The sequence below is a fragment of the Rothia sp. 32237D007AR genome (genome assembly GCF_053544675.1).
In genome coordinates this window covers 61,115-75,329 of the sequence record NZ_JBPPUO010000011.1, presented here as the reverse complement: position 1 = coordinate 75,329, position 14,215 = coordinate 61,115, and the positions used below count along the sequence as shown (strand labels likewise).

The 14,215-nt window shown below is 49.6% G+C and carries 19 protein-coding genes; 9 read left to right on the top strand and 10 right to left on the bottom strand.

Features of this window, described 5'->3' with window-relative positions:
- The 3 genes from ACED87_RS07880 to ACED87_RS07870 all read left to right on the top strand — a co-directional run.
- Positions 1-340, top strand: a 340-nt coding sequence (locus tag ACED87_RS07880; RefSeq protein WP_449089855.1) for a hypothetical protein, incomplete at its 5' end; no start/stop codon positions are given.
- Positions 322-747, top strand: a complete 426-nt coding sequence (locus ACED87_RS07875) for a hypothetical protein (protein WP_449084028.1) — start codon at positions 322-324, stop codon at positions 745-747. The genes ACED87_RS07880 and ACED87_RS07875, both read left to right, overlap by 19 nt.
- 39 nt (positions 748-786) lie before the next feature.
- Positions 787-1,731, top strand: a complete 945-nt coding sequence (locus ACED87_RS07870; RefSeq protein ID WP_449084027.1) for an exonuclease domain-containing protein — start codon at positions 787-789, stop codon at positions 1,729-1,731.
- Between the two features lie 117 nt (positions 1,732-1,848).
- On the opposite strand, the gene ACED87_RS07865 is transcribed toward ACED87_RS07870, so the two are convergent.
- The 5 genes from ACED87_RS07865 to ACED87_RS07845 form a co-directional block, all read right to left on the bottom strand.
- Positions 1,849-2,136 carry a hypothetical protein gene (locus ACED87_RS07865; protein WP_449084025.1) on the bottom strand — a complete coding sequence of 96 codons (288 nt, stop codon included), beginning with the start codon at positions 2,134-2,136 and terminating at the stop codon, positions 1,849-1,851.
- Positions 2,137-2,266: 130 nt separating this feature from the next.
- The gene (locus tag ACED87_RS07860; RefSeq protein WP_449084023.1) at positions 2,267-2,854 is read right to left on the bottom strand and encodes a hypothetical protein; all 588 of its coding nucleotides are present in this window, start codon (positions 2,852-2,854) and stop codon (positions 2,267-2,269) included.
- A gap of 64 nt (positions 2,855-2,918) precedes the next feature.
- Positions 2,919-3,473, bottom strand: a complete 555-nt coding sequence (locus ACED87_RS07855; RefSeq protein ID WP_449084021.1) for a restriction endonuclease subunit S — start codon at positions 3,471-3,473, stop codon at positions 2,919-2,921.
- Between the two features lie 78 nt (positions 3,474-3,551).
- Positions 3,552-4,004: a hypothetical protein gene (locus tag ACED87_RS07850; protein WP_449084019.1), complete on the bottom strand. Its 453-nt coding sequence runs from the start codon at positions 4,002-4,004 to the stop codon at positions 3,552-3,554.
- On the bottom strand, positions 4,001-4,915 hold the full coding sequence (locus tag ACED87_RS07845; RefSeq protein WP_449089854.1) for an HsdM family class I SAM-dependent methyltransferase: 915 nt from the start codon (positions 4,913-4,915) through the stop codon (positions 4,001-4,003). The genes ACED87_RS07850 and ACED87_RS07845 overlap by 4 nt, the downstream gene beginning before the upstream one ends.
- 326 nt (positions 4,916-5,241) lie before the next feature.
- Here ACED87_RS07845 and ACED87_RS07840 point away from each other — a divergent pair, with 326 nt between their 5' ends.
- Positions 5,242-6,000 carry a hypothetical protein gene (locus ACED87_RS07840; RefSeq protein ID WP_449089853.1) on the top strand — a complete coding sequence of 253 codons (759 nt, stop codon included), beginning with the start codon at positions 5,242-5,244 and terminating at the stop codon, positions 5,998-6,000.
- On the opposite strand, the gene ACED87_RS07835 is transcribed toward ACED87_RS07840, so the two are convergent.
- From ACED87_RS07835 to ACED87_RS07815, 5 genes are all read right to left on the bottom strand, one after another.
- Positions 5,987-6,907 (bottom strand): DNA-methyltransferase, encoded by a 921-nt coding sequence (locus ACED87_RS07835; protein ID WP_449089852.1) that lies wholly within the window; start codon positions 6,905-6,907, stop codon positions 5,987-5,989. The two genes, ACED87_RS07840 and ACED87_RS07835, sit on opposite strands and share 14 nt — an antisense overlap.
- Positions 6,908-7,013: 106 nt before the next feature.
- Positions 7,014-7,244, bottom strand: coding sequence for a helix-turn-helix domain-containing protein (locus ACED87_RS07830; protein WP_449089851.1), 231 nt, complete (start codon positions 7,242-7,244; stop codon positions 7,014-7,016).
- Positions 7,234-9,108, bottom strand: a complete 1,875-nt coding sequence (locus ACED87_RS07825) for an AAA family ATPase (RefSeq protein WP_449089850.1) — start codon at positions 9,106-9,108, stop codon at positions 7,234-7,236. Before ACED87_RS07825 ends, ACED87_RS07830 begins: the two co-directional genes overlap by 11 nt.
- Entirely contained in the window at positions 9,105-9,542 is a 438-nt protein-coding gene (locus tag ACED87_RS07820) for an ABC-three component system middle component 2 (RefSeq protein ID WP_449089849.1), read from the bottom strand. Before ACED87_RS07820 ends, ACED87_RS07825 begins: the two co-directional genes overlap by 4 nt.
- On the bottom strand, positions 9,542-10,510 hold the full coding sequence (locus ACED87_RS07815; protein ID WP_449089848.1) for an ABC-three component system protein: 969 nt from the start codon (positions 10,508-10,510) through the stop codon (positions 9,542-9,544). Before ACED87_RS07815 ends, ACED87_RS07820 begins: the two co-directional genes overlap by 1 nt.
- A gap of 604 nt (positions 10,511-11,114) precedes the next feature.
- Here ACED87_RS07815 and ACED87_RS07810 point away from each other — a divergent pair.
- From ACED87_RS07810 to ACED87_RS07790, 5 genes are all read left to right on the top strand, one after another.
- Entirely contained in the window at positions 11,115-11,672 is a 558-nt protein-coding gene (locus tag ACED87_RS07810) for a hypothetical protein (protein WP_449089847.1), read from the top strand.
- A 106-nt stretch (positions 11,673-11,778) separates the two neighbouring features.
- Complete coding sequence (locus ACED87_RS07805; RefSeq protein WP_449089846.1) at positions 11,779-12,036, top strand: hypothetical protein; 258 nt, start codon at positions 11,779-11,781, stop codon at positions 12,034-12,036.
- A complete protein-coding gene (locus ACED87_RS07800; protein ID WP_449089845.1) occupies positions 12,033-12,440 on the top strand; it encodes a hypothetical protein in 408 nt (135 codons plus the stop codon). The genes ACED87_RS07805 and ACED87_RS07800 overlap by 4 nt, the downstream gene beginning before the upstream one ends.
- Entirely contained in the window at positions 12,427-13,599 is a 1,173-nt protein-coding gene (locus ACED87_RS07795; RefSeq protein ID WP_449089844.1) for a DUF2800 domain-containing protein, read from the top strand. Before ACED87_RS07800 ends, ACED87_RS07795 begins: the two co-directional genes overlap by 14 nt.
- Before the next feature lie 17 nt (positions 13,600-13,616).
- The gene (locus tag ACED87_RS07790) at positions 13,617-14,159 is read left to right on the top strand and encodes a DUF2815 family protein (RefSeq protein ID WP_449089843.1); all 543 of its coding nucleotides are present in this window, start codon (positions 13,617-13,619) and stop codon (positions 14,157-14,159) included.
- The last annotated feature ends 56 nt before the right edge of the window (positions 14,160-14,215 follow it).

The window sequence follows — 14,215 nt, the reverse complement described above, 5'->3', positions numbered from 1 at the left end:
GCTCATATTTTTGCCGCGGGTGGGGCCGTTGTCTAGTTGGTGGGTGTGGGGTGCGTGTCTACTTTTGAATAAGCCTCCTTTAGTTGTAAATTTCAGCGTTGGATTAATGGCCTACCATACACCTTTAAAAGGTGTGGTTGATGTGATTCGAGCATGCTCAGCTCACGAGAACTTCCACTACCATGTTGGTGATTATCTGAGGCCTAAAAAGAAGCTACCTGCTCGGGGCATTCGAGTATTAAATAGTGCTGAGGATAGCCACGAAGCGTATGATGAAGCTTGTAGCTACGTTATTGGTGAAGCGTTTGAAAGGTGGCGAGAATGGCATCCGAAAAAGTAATCATGAAGAGAGCTCAACTGGCGGCGTCATTTAGCCGGGCCGCCAGAACAACCGTCGAAGGTAAGGCATTTGTTAAGGCGGTCATGAAAAGCTCTCCTGACGAAGCGGAACTAACGGTGGTTCCTGCTGCTGCTGAAGAGTCCGCAGCTCTAACTTTTCACCGGATTGAACGGCTAAACGTTCCTGTTGTCGTGTTGGTAACCAATGACGGGAACGAAATTGTTGCGCGTAACCTGTTATGGAACAGCCAAGAAGTTAAAACTAGCTCCTATACCGATATCTCTACAGAGGCGACGACCTTGGACTGGATGAAGACTATGGATGAAACTCCAGGTCAGAATTTCGCTGTCACTGGTTCTGAGTTTGCAACGAGAATCAATTCTGTAGCCACTTTGACTGTGGCTTGAAACCACTTATTCGCTTTACTTAAGAAGGACTAGTGTACTGTGTCTAACGCTTCTGTAGATTTTGTTGCCGTTGATTTTGAGACTGCAAATGCGAGCCGGGCTTCGGCTTGTGCAGTTGGTTTGACGGTTGTGAGGGGCGGCCAAGTCGTGGAGACTATTTCATGGCTGGTGAAGCCTCATGAGTCTGTTGCTGATTTTCACCCCTTAAATGTGAGTATCCACGGTATTACTGCTGCAATGGTCGAAGCTGATGGTGTGGGTTGGGCTGAAACTCGCCAGAGAATGCAGGAAATCATTGGCGACCTGCCTGTGATCGCTCATAACTCGGGATTTGACCGGTCCGTATGGAATCATGCCAATAAGGTTGCAGGTATTGATGAGTTAGCTCCTGATTTTTATTGCACACTGAGCTTGTCTCGTAGGTTGAGTAAGACTGGTGTGATTGCGGGGCTAGACCAGCACCGTCTTGACGTTCTAGCTGAGTTCTTTGGGCTAGAGCAGCTTCATCACCATGAGGCTGGTGAGGATTCCTTAATGGCGGCTTTGGTTGCTTTACGTCTGGTTGAGCTTGTTGGGGCGTCTTCGGTTGAGGACGCTTGGGGTGGGCCAACTAGTTCAGGCATGATTCGTACTGACCGCGTTCCGGCGCCTCGTAAGGTTCGACGAAATAATGTTCCGTCTTTTGTTCCGGTGGCTCCTGCGCCGGAGGGAATAGCAGGGGAGACTTTTACCTTGACGGGTGGGCTTGATGTTATGACCCGTGAAGAGTGTTGGGCTGCAATTGAGGCTGCTGGTGGCCATATTGCAAAGTCGGTGACGAAGAAAACCACTGTCTTGGTGATTGGCGCCGGAGCTGAGGAAAGCATGCCGCCCCTACTGGGAGAGAACCGTAAGGAACTTAAAACTATTTCTTTGATTGAAGCTGGTCAGCGGATTGCTGTGATCGGGGAACCTGATTTGCTGGCGTTATTAAACGAAAATTAGCTTGGGGGAATATCAGCTGTATGGCATAGCTCTTCTTGATATCTGTGGATGCTAAGGGAACTTTTGAATATGCCATAGTTAGTACCTCGAAGCTTATTCATAAGGGGTTCCGCAGGCTCACGCTTGCAGTATAATATTGACTAATTCTTCGAAAGACTCCTTTCCCTGCCTTGCAATAAAATCATAAGATGGATCATTTTGTCTAAAATTCAAACTATCACGAGGTATATTAACCAGTGAAAATTTAAAATATTTAGAATCAAGGCTGTAAGTTTCAGCTGCTGGCCCAACTGCTGTGAATTTATCTTGATTAATAGAGGTTATCTGAACAATTAGTCCGTCAGGGAAAATTCCTCCCTCTAGCAATACGAACTGATTAATTTTTATTTCACTAAGCGTAGTCATATTATTTTCCTCCTGGACTCTGTGAGAATTGGATGGGGTCTAGTTCAACCGATATTTTTCAACATTAGCATCATATTTATAGCAAATCTCGTACCATAAACTTTATCTATTCAGAATCCACTTAGGTAGCTTAATTTTCAAGCTTAACCTGTGTGGATGAGAGCAATTCCCTATAATACTCAATGTCATACGTCCTTGTTTCTGGCGTTGAAATCATATACAAATTTTCAGAGGCTGCAGGGTCTGTTAAATTGAATATATTGCTGTAAGCGGAGATAGGCGTTAATTCTCCATTAGTGTTAAATCCTTTCGCTCTATTTATGAGCCTGATTTCAATTATTTCGGAACTCTCTTCGCTTCTTTCTAGCATATAAATTATTAAATCGCATAGTGCAGCTTTCATGTATCCTTGACGTAAGTATTTTTTTCTGATTTCTTCAGAGCTGTAGAAGGCTGCTAAATTATTTATTTCATGAATATGGATAACACGGGTAACCCTCTGCGGGTCATTGGGATTGATTTCGTTAAATAGTGAACAAGGGTATTCACACTCTGCATTATTTCTGATACATTTTGTAGGTTCTTTAATAGTAATTTCTATAATATTTCCGCCGTCGAGGTCGCTTGTAGCAGAGGAATTACTGTAGTTAATTTTAAGTTTATTTTGGAAAGTAAAAATTTCATTCAAATTTTGAGGTCTTAGAATATTTTCTCTCAAGGTGGTGAGATGCAACTTTCTTATAAAGTGGATTATATATTTGAATTAAGGGTTTGCTAAATTTTTATGACAATCTTTGGAATAAGTCTGCGAAGTGTAGTTGTTGTTTGAAATCAGGGACTGGTATATCTAATTTTAGTAATTTAGACTTGGATATGTTTTTCATTGATCCGCTTGAGCCGCTAGATAGTTGCTGGATTTTTAACCTGTATTCAGGTGTTTGCAGTAGAAAGTATATGTATTCAGGCAGTACTTCTGTGGTTTTTTTCCAGATAAATTTCCATATTTTATCAGGGAGTGCAATATTTTCTCCTACTCCTCGGGCAAAAGCAACAGAGCCAACCATTTCAGTTGTGTTGGCACGGCTTATAAGTAAATCACCATTTTTAACCAAGTGCCCACTTGGAGGAACGTAGTCTGTGGGGAGCGGTTTTGTTTCAGAGGACGAGAAATTTTCCTTTGTTACAGCACTTATTTTAAGAACCCTATATTTAGAATAAATCTTTTGGCTTTTTGCAACTAAATTCTTACCCCCTTCGAGTCCTTCGATGACTGCTCCGAGTGGCTTTTTGGGAAGTTCCTCTAAAATGAAGATCGCTCTAAAGTAGGAATAGGCCAACTCTTTGAAAAGTTCCTGCTGGCACTCACGCTTTAGCTGGATGGTAGCCTTAAGTTCTTCAACTTCAGCTTCTTTTTTCTACTGAGCTACGGGCGGAATAGTCAACTTGATTTTCTTGACGAACTGAGGACGAGCACGAAGTAAGGAACCACCCACACCAGCAACAGTATTCATAAACTGGGCATGAAAGGAATCGCTGAGCAAATAGAAACGAAGCCAACGGTTTAGCACTCTGTCGGTACGAAAAACTATCCACTCGCTAGAAGCCAGCTGGCGACGTCCTTGTTCAGATGGCATAGGAACAACCCACACCCGGCGGATGTGGGGGACGATCTTTGAAATCATTACATCGCCAGGTTCAACCAGTTGCTTATTTGAGCCGATTTCAGAACCAGAAACTACCTGAGGGGCACCTGCATCATAGGCAGGGATGCTCAACAAATCGAAAACCTCATCAGGAAACCTGGCTGGGTTAACTGACGGTATTTTAGGTGCGAGCTCTCCGAGTTCAACAACTACTGATTCACTCACAGCCCCATCACCTTCTTCAGCTGCTCAATGTGCTCGCCAATTTCGCGCTGGGTCTGCTCCAGCTCCGCAATAATCTCCTCAGGGGAGCGGTAGACCACCTCTTCAAAAACCAGCTCCTTATAGCGGTTAATAGAGAGGTCATAGCCCTGCTCCACAATCTCACTCTTCGGCACCGTAAAAGACTGCTCCGTGCGGGCCCGCTCACGCTCAGCCCCATCACGCTCAGCCCAGCGCTTCAAAACCTCCGGCAAGTCATTAGCCTCCACCGGGTTCCGCTTATCATCCAGGCTGAACCCATCAGCCTCCACATCAAAGAACCACACCTCGTCAGTGCCACCCGAATTCGTCTTCGTAAAGAACAAAATCGCAGTCGATACACCCGCATAAGGCTTAAAGACACCCGAAGGTAACTTCACCACAGCGTCCAGCTTCTGGTCCTCAACCAAGGCGCGGCGAACGTCCTTATGAGCCTTCGACGACCCAAACAAAACACCATCCGGCACAATCACCGCAGCCCGCCCACCAGGCTTCAACAACTTCAAAAACAGAGCCAAAAACAGCAACTCAGTCTTCTTGGTCTTAGCGACCTTCAACAAATCCTGACTGGTCGCCTCATAATCCAAGCTCCCCGCAAACGGCGGATTCGCCAGAATCAAAGAGTACTTCTCGGCGTCCTCACTGGCACCCTCACTCAAAGAATCACGGTAGCGAATATCAGGGTTATTCACCCCGTGCAACATCATATTCATCGACCCAATACGCAACATGGTCGAATCAAAGTCATACCCGTGGAACATACCCCCATGGAAATGCTCCCGGTGCTTCGCATTCGTAAACGGGTCACGATTCTCACGCACCCACTCAGCAGCCGCCACCAAAAAACCAGCCGTACCGCAGGCAGGGTCGCACAAGATGGCACGATGGATACAGCAATGAGCCAGAAATAGATGGGCTTAGGAGTACAATCGCCCGTAACAACCTGGAGTTTTGCTTCAAAGTAAAGGCCGAGTTTGACTTGATCATTGAGGGTAGCTCGGTGGGTAAGACTCCAGAAGGCTAGATTAGATGGGGGCTGAACCAGCCTAACTTTCGCGCTCAGATATGGCTTTGCTTTGGGGCAGTCTGGTCTACAGCTCCCATATCAAAGTGCGGGCAAAGGCCCGAAACTGCATGAACCTTTCGCTGCTTCAAGTGTGTCGATCTCCATAACGACACAGTCATTGTGATGGAATGAGGTATGCTTTCCGATCTTATTGAGCTCTTGGCCACACTATCTTCAAGGCAACTCCAACACGTGCATAAGTTGGTTTTGGCACTTAGTGAAGGAACACAATACGAAACGAATCCCAATAGCGACTTTGTTGATGACGGGTTTGCCACTTCATTCGGAGATCAACTTATTGCCCATAACCAAGGCAGCGGAATCCCGTTAACCAAGGACAAATTTGAGTGGGCTATGGTGCAAGCTCTCCGAGATTCGGGACACCAAGCATCTAAACTTCCGAATGGTAACCCCGGTGAAGATGTATTGGTAGATGGTGTCCCTTGGAGTCTGAAGACTCAAGCCGATAAGAATATCAAGGTAGACCGGATCCATATCTCAAAGTACATGGAACTTGGAAAAGGCGCGTGGCTAGATGCAGCGGATATCGAGGCCCTACGGCAACGTATGTTTGATCATATGAGTCGTTATGAACGTATTTTTACGTTGCGCTGTTTCCCGCGAGTTCCCGAGCCAACGGGAGGTGTAACTTACACCTATGAATTAGTAGAGATCCCAAAGGCATTGTTACTTCAAGCTGCAGAATGGCCGATTGAAATAATGGAGAAGAGTAGACAATCTCCCAAACCTGCATATTGTCATGTATATGATCAGTCAGGAGGTCAACTATATAGCTTGTACTTTGATGGCGGTACTGAGCGAAAGTTACAAGTGAAAAATCTGGTAAAGTCCGCATGCATTGTTCATGCCACTTGGACCTTTACGGTTCACTAACAATGGGGAGTGCGTAACCATTCTTTTTGGCTAGGCGTAATCTGGCGATTTCCGCGTAGTCCTGGCTAATTTCAATCCCCACAAAATGACGCCCAGTTTGAAGAGCCACCTGTCCAACGGTGCCTGAACCGAAGAAGGGATCCAGCACTGTGTCTCCGGGACGCGAACTAGCAAGGATGCAAGGCTCCACGAGCTTTGCAGGAAATGTTGCAAAATGAGCCTCGGAAAATGGCTCTGTGTTTATGTTCCATACTGACCGTCGGCGACGCAGCTTTTTGCCATCCTCGGTAGGCTCCTTTGTTGCATTCACATCGTAGAAGTATTTCTCTTGTTGAGTCAGCATGAAGATAAATTCATGCGATCTGGTAGGGCGATCACGAACACTCTCTGGGTTCCCATTCGGCTTGTTCCAAACGATGTCGGTTCTGAGAAACCAGCCGTCATTGCGTAATGCGAATGCGAGCATCCAAGGTACGCCAATGAGATCTTTTGGCTTCATTCCTTCTGGTGTATCGGGTCGATATGCCATTCCTCGCGCTGGGAGCTTCTTATCGGCCTGCCGCCACTTCCTCCCACCGGAGGTATAAGAATCACCTAGGTTGACCCAAAGGACGCCATCATCTGCTAGGACACGCTTTGTTTCGCGAAACACCTTAACAAGACTTTCGATATATTCATAAACAGTAGACTCAGCACCGATCTGGCCTTCAACCCCATAATCGCGCAAACCCCAATACGGTGGAGAAGTGATAACCGTCTGCACCGAGTCTGCGTCAAGTGTTCTCAAAGTTTCTAGAGCATCGCCTACGTAAAGTTTGCCCGTCGAAGTATCTGCGTGATCTTCTACTTGCTGCATGTTCTCATGAAGTTGATCAAACAGAGTGCTCTGGTCCATAGGTAATTCCATAGGGTTCCTTTCAATTTTGCCATTCGCAATCAGTTACGCGTACAAATAGCTGTTTCGCAAGTTCATTTTCGGATATTGGTCATTGTGAAGACGGATAGTATCTCAATCAACGAGGAATCTTCTCGGCGTCTACAATTTCGCAAATATCGGAGATGCCGCAGTCTAAGGTTTCACAGATACGTACAAGAACATCGGTTGTGACGTTTCCACCCTTGCCTAGCTTGGCCATGGTAGCTGGGCTGAGGCCTGCCATGTCTTGAAGTTGTCTCTTGTTGAGGTCCTTGTCGATGAGGAGTTTCCACAACGGTTTGTAGCTGAAGGCGCGGCTAGTTGTCATCGACTGCCTCTCGGTCTTTAAGGTCTTCGTCAGTCATATCAATAAGAAATCCAAAGCGTCCTTGGTCGATGCGCCTAGTGAAGCGTATGATGTTGCAATCGTTGTCGATGACATCGAGGTCTGGCATGAACTTAGTATTGTCAGCGATGATGATTTGGCCATCATTTTGGACGTTAATAAGATATTCATAAAGCGATTGAGGGATTTTTTCACGAACATCCATTAACTCCTCATCAAGTTGCTGGTCATCAAGGCCGAGCAAAGGGGTATCGATTATTAACAGGCCGGGGTTATGATTGGCGCCATCGCTGGCGAGGTAGTCGCGGAGGGCCAGCATCACAGCAGTATTAACGAAGGAACGGTAACCCTTTCCTTGCTTGGCTTTGCTCTTACCGTTGATCGTTGCATCGAACAACTGCCGCGAAAAAGTGGCTGTATTAAGCGACGGGAACGAGCACGCACCGAGCGTGTCGAGCAGATTAGTGTCCATCGCAGTCCAAAACTCGTCGGGGAATTCGCCGAGCGGGTTGAAAGTTCCTACTGTGAACTGCCTCTCGCGCCGCTCCTTAACCTCCTCTGCGATTCTGGCGAGCTGAGATATTAGCTCTTCACGCTCGGTACGCATAGCTACCAAAGCAGTGTGGCTATCTAGAGCTGCACGCAAGGAGTTCAGCTCAGGTTGTAGTTCACCCTTGATGAGTTGGTTGATTTGATCAGCCTGCGTCTGTAGTGCCTCCTGTTGGAGATGTAATGCTTTTCGATCGTCGCCCATTTGTCGCAGTGCATGTTTAAGATCCTCAAGACGCTGAACCAGCTCGTCTCGCTCTGCAGGGTTATACTCCTGCACATCAGGATGAAATTCTGGGTCTAGTTCTCTATCACATACTGGGCACGAGTGGGCAACGGGGTGTTCGCTGAGCAGATGCCTTCCTAGTTGGACGAAATCGAGCCTCTCAATGCGCGCCATGTAAGATGCCGCAAGTTCCTCGTAACGAGCGCTCAGGGCACTTGATTCTGCAATATCCCCTCGAACCTGTTGTAACTGGCCGACGATGCGTCGCCCCTCTGCCATCGCTAGATCGATTCGCTGCTGGACCAGTTCGGCGCGGTTGCTAATCTTGCTGACGAGGTGCTTTATCTCCTCCTCATCGCTCGTACCCAGAGCCTGTTCTATTGATTCGATACGCGCTGTAATCTTTTCTGGTTGCTGCTCAAGGTACTCAATGACTGCATTATTCTTGAGCTTTCTCGTATCAGTTGATTCTTCTCGCGCCCACGCCGCATAGTCGCGCCCTGTTACTAGAGAAGCCAACGCGCACTTAGCTGCAGGAATGGACGTAGCTTGGGTTGGTAAAAGCACAGATGACTTGCTCGGAATCCGGTCTTTATCGGCGTAAAAGGCTGGCCAGAATGTCCGCCATGTGAAGGCCTTGGTCTTAAAATCACGGCTCGAGATAACCTTGAGTTTTTCTGGATTCTCGTAGCCGATGAGCCGTAACAGAATCGAATCTACTGACTGGTGACCCTTTGTGTGTCGACTCTTGTAGATACCTGAGTCGATGCCATGGTGGGTGCTAGTGACTTCAACGTTTGAGTTGCCCTTGCCGATGGGGCGTCTGAGACCGATATGGCCCTCGGATGTGCTCAGGTTGAGTATAACCTCGGTGTATCTATTTTTCTCGTCGAGGGCGAACTTGCTGGCTTCTTTACCAAAGGCATAGTCGATGCAGTCTAGCACCCAGGACTTTCCACTGTTGGATGGTCCACAGATGATATTGAGTCCTGGAGAGAACTTAATTGAGGAATCAGGTTTAAAGGGATGTCCCGCAACAGTGACGGAGCTAATCCAAAAGTGAGGGGTCATAAAGCAGCCTCCACTGAGTTGATAATCTTCATTAGATTCGTTGCGTTTGCATGTCCAGCTACTTCGATAGTGTCGAGGGCTGCGGTGAAAAATCGTTCTGCATAGTCAGTCCTCAGCCGGTTGACGACACTGGCTCCCTGGTTGGTAATCCGGAAGCCCGACTGCTCTGCAGAAGTATCAAAGGCCGCGAGGTGCTTGAGAGTAAGCTGCTTCAGCGCTTGACGCATTAAGTCAGTGCGTGCAAGTAACTCACCTGCTGCTAAACGGTGGGTGCCGTTGAGATTGTCATATCCGATGAGGAACGTTCTTTGATTAATTGTGAGCGTATCGAGAGCACCGAGGTAGTCAGCATCTACGGGCTCATCAAGGAGGAAGAGGAAGATTAACGCTCGTAGTTCAGCTTCAAAAGGAGAATTGAGTACAGAAATTGTCATCAGTCGGCCCACCGCAACTTCTTTTGAGCTGCGAGCTCATGGCAGGAACCTTTGCGTACCCACACATCGATCAAGTCGACAATCTGTGCGAGTGGGATACGGTCAAGTTGGACTTGGGTAGCCTGTTCCAAAGTAGCCAGCAAGCGTTCAACAGCTGAAGAATGTGCTCGCAGTTGGGTGTCGCTTACACCTGCATACATGTTATCCAACCAAATCTCGAATACTTCTTGACCATCGTGGAAACAATTCCATGATGTCTCTCGGAGCCACTCCGCGCTGTAAAACGCCTTTCGCTGATCCTGAAAATGACTCGCCAGACGATTAGGGATGTCAGCCACAGTCACAGGAACACCATTTTTATATTGCTGCTCGCAATAGGCCTCTAGCAGGGGAGCAATGTACGCGAGCTCTTCATCCTGCACCTCATCAGGAATCTCGCGTCTTGCGGCTGCTGCATTGGAGTACTCACCGAATCTGATCCGGTTAGTCTTCGTATCGAAGTAGGGCTGACCAGATTGCTCGATGCGCCTTACCACACGAACTTCTTCAGACGGCTTTGCTGTGTGTACACCACTTATCTGAAGGAATGTGTTGTACAGAAGTTTACCGAGACCTTCGGCGCAATTGCCTTTATTAATGGAGGTATCAAAATCATACAGATTCTCGGCAAGACTGATAAGTGCAGTTTCACCGTAATTTCCTATGACATTGACTCCAAAGGCGACCTCATCCCATCGGCTAGCAATCTCACTGGCAAGGTCGGCTGGCAACGGTGACGAACCATTTGCATATCCCTTCCAGGATGCGGCGCTCCGAAGTTGAAGGGCGGTCTGCTCGCCTTTGGGGCCTTGGCTTGCCTTCATCCCCATATCAATGAGCCCGGCTGTGAACTCGCCGAGGTTTCTAGTGCCTTTCATGAGCGGACGTACGACAGAGATTACGCAGCTGAACGGTGTCATTTGAGCCATCAATGCCTCCTCTCATCGCGGTTCATCGCATCTCATCGCATCTCAGCCGCTCAAAATTCGCCAACGCGAGAGACTTGAAGCAGTGGACCGGTAGAGCCTGTAAATCATCTACAGCAATCATACCGGTTCGCTACGCCAAAGGCGGCTTCATCTTCACGAACGCGAAGATGTAACGCTGATCAGAAAGGGGTAGTAGTTCCCCGAACAAAATTCAGATTCATGTAGGAGGTGACTCAAGTGGCTAAGCGGAACAACAAGCAGACATCGCGTGCGGTTGCCCGTAAGGCGTCAGCTGCGCTTCGTGATGGACGAAGCTGTGCCCGGACCAAATCGATAGCTGCATCGGCTTTGTCGCAGACGCGATCTTCGCGACGGAAATAGTCGCATCTGGTCCGCAACGTAGCTAACTGCGGACCTTACTTTTCAACCATACAAAATACAGGAGACTTCTCGTCGGGCCCGGCGGGTACTCGAACCCTCATCAGCCATGTGCTTTTGATGGTTCGGGTACCCGCCTTCATTTTTTGCCCAACGAACTCCTGAACAGAACGGCCTAGCGCAGCAGTCTCCGTGACCCCACTTCGGTGGAGAAACGGAGGCAACGGTGAACAACCGCCCTCAAGATAACAATCAAACCGTCAAGCCTTACTCAGTACGTACTAAGCGCAGCGGACACAAGACCTTCACCCAGATCTACGTCCCCTCAGCTCAAGGGCACGCATGGATTTATCTAGTCGACCCACCTCAAAATCAGGAAGCTCTTGATGTTCTCTATGACCCAGAGCAGCTTCCGGACTGGAAAGTCGAATATCTGAAGCTGGCCTACCAGGAGTTCCGCCAGTATGAGAACTCACGTAAGAACCCAGTGATCTCCTATAGCGATTGGGAAGTCGAAGTCCATGAAAGTCGTACCTACACGACCATCTCGCTCGTTGAATCCCAGGCAGAACGACGAAATGAAATGGCCAATCTACTGGGCGGCGTATCGAATCTTGTACGCCGCCGACTTCAGCTGAACCTAATCGATGGGTACACCTTCGTTGAAATTGCCCGTATCGAGAACCCCGGAGCTACCGAATCAGATATCAAGACAGCTGCAAACAGCATCGGCCGTTCAGTCAAAAGGGCCATCGAAACTCTGAAGAAAAAGGCAGACCAGTGATGTCCGGTTCTCCCCACATCAAGAGACGTATAGGCGCACAAGCCACTCAAGCTCTAGTGCACCACAGCAAGTTTCACGACAGTTTGTCTTACCTATAGGAGGAGCGATGGCAACTCATCGACTCAAAGTATCTCTCACTAAAAGCGCCCCCGATGATGCGCTGCTCTCAACGAAGCGCCTCACGTTGAGGGAGCGCATCCTCACCGTGTTGTTGGGGCCAAAGCAGGATCTGACGGTGTTAATTCCTGGCAACCAAGTCAAGACGGTTGAAATTGTCCAGCCGGAAGATGACCTCATGGCGTTGGCTGATGCAGTACTTGCACACCCAGCAGGCAAGGGCCGTAAGGAGGAAGTAGCAGCATGAACCTCACTTTCCTAAACAAAGTCATCCGTGGCCTCAACTGCATTGCAGAAGGAATCACCACGATCAGCAAAGCCTGCGAAGATCTGGCTTGGGAATTTGTCGAAGACCACGCAGGATCAAGTGGTGCACGGCCGATAACTGCCGCTGAGCTTCACCGCCCCGACCTAGAGGCGGAAGCTCAGGCCTATGAACAGGCTCAAGCTGAAGCTCCTCCGGCTCCTGCACCTTCTGTCACTTTGGTTCAGCTGCGGACCTTGCTCTCTGAGCTTTCCCAGGCAGGCCACACTGCCAAGGTGCGTGAGTTGCTCCAAACTGCAGGGTTCCACAAGCTCTCCGAAGTGCCAGAATCCTATTACCCGGCTGTCTTCGCTCAGGCTAAGGAGATGCGCGATGGCACCCGGTAAGCACGCAATCCTCTCAGCCTCAGGCGCTCGCCGCTGGATGGAGTGCCCGCCCTCTGCACTGATTGAGGCAGAATATCGAGCCCAGCATGGGGAATCCTCATCACCTGCGGCCGAACAAGGCACCGTTGCACACGCCTTAGCTGAATACAAGATCCGGCGGCTCGACCACCGTCTACAAGGTGATGCTGGTGAAAAGCCAGACAGCCCTCTGATTGATGAGGAGATGGAGGCCCACACCGATGACTACGCCACCTTCATCCTGGAAGCAGCAAGCAAGGCCAGAGCAGAAGATCCATCCTTCGTCCTCGCTATCGAGCAGCGCCTTGATTTCAGCCACCTGGTACCCGGCGGCTTCGGCACCGCCGATTGCATCATAATCGCCAACAACCGCATCCAGGTCATTGACTTCAAATACGGTCAAGGCATCCTGGTCGGAGCTGAAAACAACCCCCAGCTCATGCTCTACGGCCTCGGGGCACTGAACCAGTTTGGCCAGCTCTACGACCTAGAGACCGTGCAGCTCACTATCGTTCAGCCTCGGCGTGAATCCATCTCCACCTGGGAGATCTCCGTCCACGACCTCGAAAGATGGGGACGGGAAGTCGTCGCCCCCACCGCCAAGCTCGCTGCAACCGGTGGTGGCGAATACAAGGCTGGTACTTGGTGCCAGTTCTGCCGTATTGCTCCAACCTGCCGGGCTCGAGCTGAACAGAACATGGAGCTAGCCAAACATGAGTTCAAGGCCCCAGCAGAACTTACCGACGCGGACATCGCCCACGTGCTCACCCAAATCCCGCTGCTCAAAGCATGGGCGGCAGATGTTGAAGCACACGCCCTAGGGCTGGCAGTGAATCAGGGACGAGTATTCGCGGGTTTCAAGCTGGTCGAAGGTCGCTCCATCCGCAAATACACCAACGAACAGGACGTCGTCCGTACCTGCCAGCAAGCCGGAATCGATGAGATCTATGAGCGCAAACTCAAGACCATTACCGCCTTAGAAAAACAGCTGGGCAAGAAACAGTTCACCGAACTACTCGGACACCTGGTGCACAAGCCAGCAGGCAAACCCACCCTGGTACCCGAGACCGATAAAAGAGCTCCACTGGCAGCACACACCGCAGCCAGTGACTTCACCCAACAGGCAACCGCCAAGAGTTAAGAAAGAAGGAACCCATTATGTCAAATACCCGCGTGATTACCGGAGAAGTTCGCCTCTCCTACGCCAACATCTGGGAGCCCAAATCTATCAACGGCTCAGACCCCAAATACTCGGTCTCCCTGCTCATCCCCAAGTCCGACACTGCCACCGTCAAAGCTATCGAGGCCGCCATCGAGGAAGCTCTGCAGGCTGGCATCGGCAAATTTGGTGGCAAGATCCCGCCACGCGGTTCGCTCAAGCTGCCGCTACGCGATGGTGATACCGAACGGGAAGATGAAGCCTATGCCGGGCACTACTTCCTCAACGCCAACTCTAAGAACCCTCCCCAGGTGGTTGACGCTTCCGTCGCACCCATTCTGGACCGCTCCGAGGTCTACTCTGGCTGCTACGGCCGAGTCTCTATCACCTTTTACGCCTTCAACACCAACGGCAATAAGGGCGTAGCAGTAGGGCTGGGCAACATCCAGAAACTGCGCGACGGTGAACCCCTGGGCGGTGGGAACGTGAGTGCCGAATCGGACTTCGGTGCCTTCACGGCAACCGACGATTTCCTCTCCTAACCCCACCCATCTCGTGCCGGGGTGCCGCCAAGAATGGCCTGAATTAGGCCGGTGGC

Bases quoted from the DNA above. Each gene is read 5' to 3' on its own strand.
- ACED87_RS07800 (WP_449089845.1), top strand. From the start codon at position 12,033: ATGAACCTCACTTTCCTAAACAAAGTCATCCGTGGCCTCAACTGCATT.
- ACED87_RS07825 (WP_449089850.1), bottom strand. From the start codon at position 9,108: ATGACCCCTCACTTTTGGATTAGCTCCGTCACTGTTGCGGGACATCCC.
- ACED87_RS07815 (WP_449089848.1), bottom strand. From the start codon at position 10,510: ATGGCTCAAATGACACCGTTCAGCTGCGTAATCTCTGTCGTACGTCCG.
- ACED87_RS07840 (WP_449089853.1), top strand. From the start codon at position 5,242: ATGCTTTCCGATCTTATTGAGCTCTTGGCCACACTATCTTCAAGGCAA.
- ACED87_RS07835 (WP_449089852.1), bottom strand. From the start codon at position 6,907: ATGGAATTACCTATGGACCAGAGCACTCTGTTTGATCAACTTCATGAG.
- ACED87_RS07820 (WP_449089849.1), bottom strand. From the start codon at position 9,542: ATGACAATTTCTGTACTCAATTCTCCTTTTGAAGCTGAACTACGAGCG.
- ACED87_RS07875 (WP_449084028.1), top strand. From the start codon at position 322: ATGGCATCCGAAAAAGTAATCATGAAGAGAGCTCAACTGGCGGCGTCA.
- ACED87_RS07790 (WP_449089843.1), top strand. From the start codon at position 13,617: ATGTCAAATACCCGCGTGATTACCGGAGAAGTTCGCCTCTCCTACGCC.
- ACED87_RS07795 (WP_449089844.1), top strand. From the start codon at position 12,427: ATGGCACCCGGTAAGCACGCAATCCTCTCAGCCTCAGGCGCTCGCCGC.
- ACED87_RS07830 (WP_449089851.1), bottom strand. From the start codon at position 7,244: ATGACAACTAGCCGCGCCTTCAGCTACAAACCGTTGTGGAAACTCCTC.
- ACED87_RS07805 (WP_449089846.1), top strand. From the start codon at position 11,779: ATGGCAACTCATCGACTCAAAGTATCTCTCACTAAAAGCGCCCCCGAT.
- ACED87_RS07865 (WP_449084025.1), bottom strand. From the start codon at position 2,136: ATGACTACGCTTAGTGAAATAAAAATTAATCAGTTCGTATTGCTAGAG.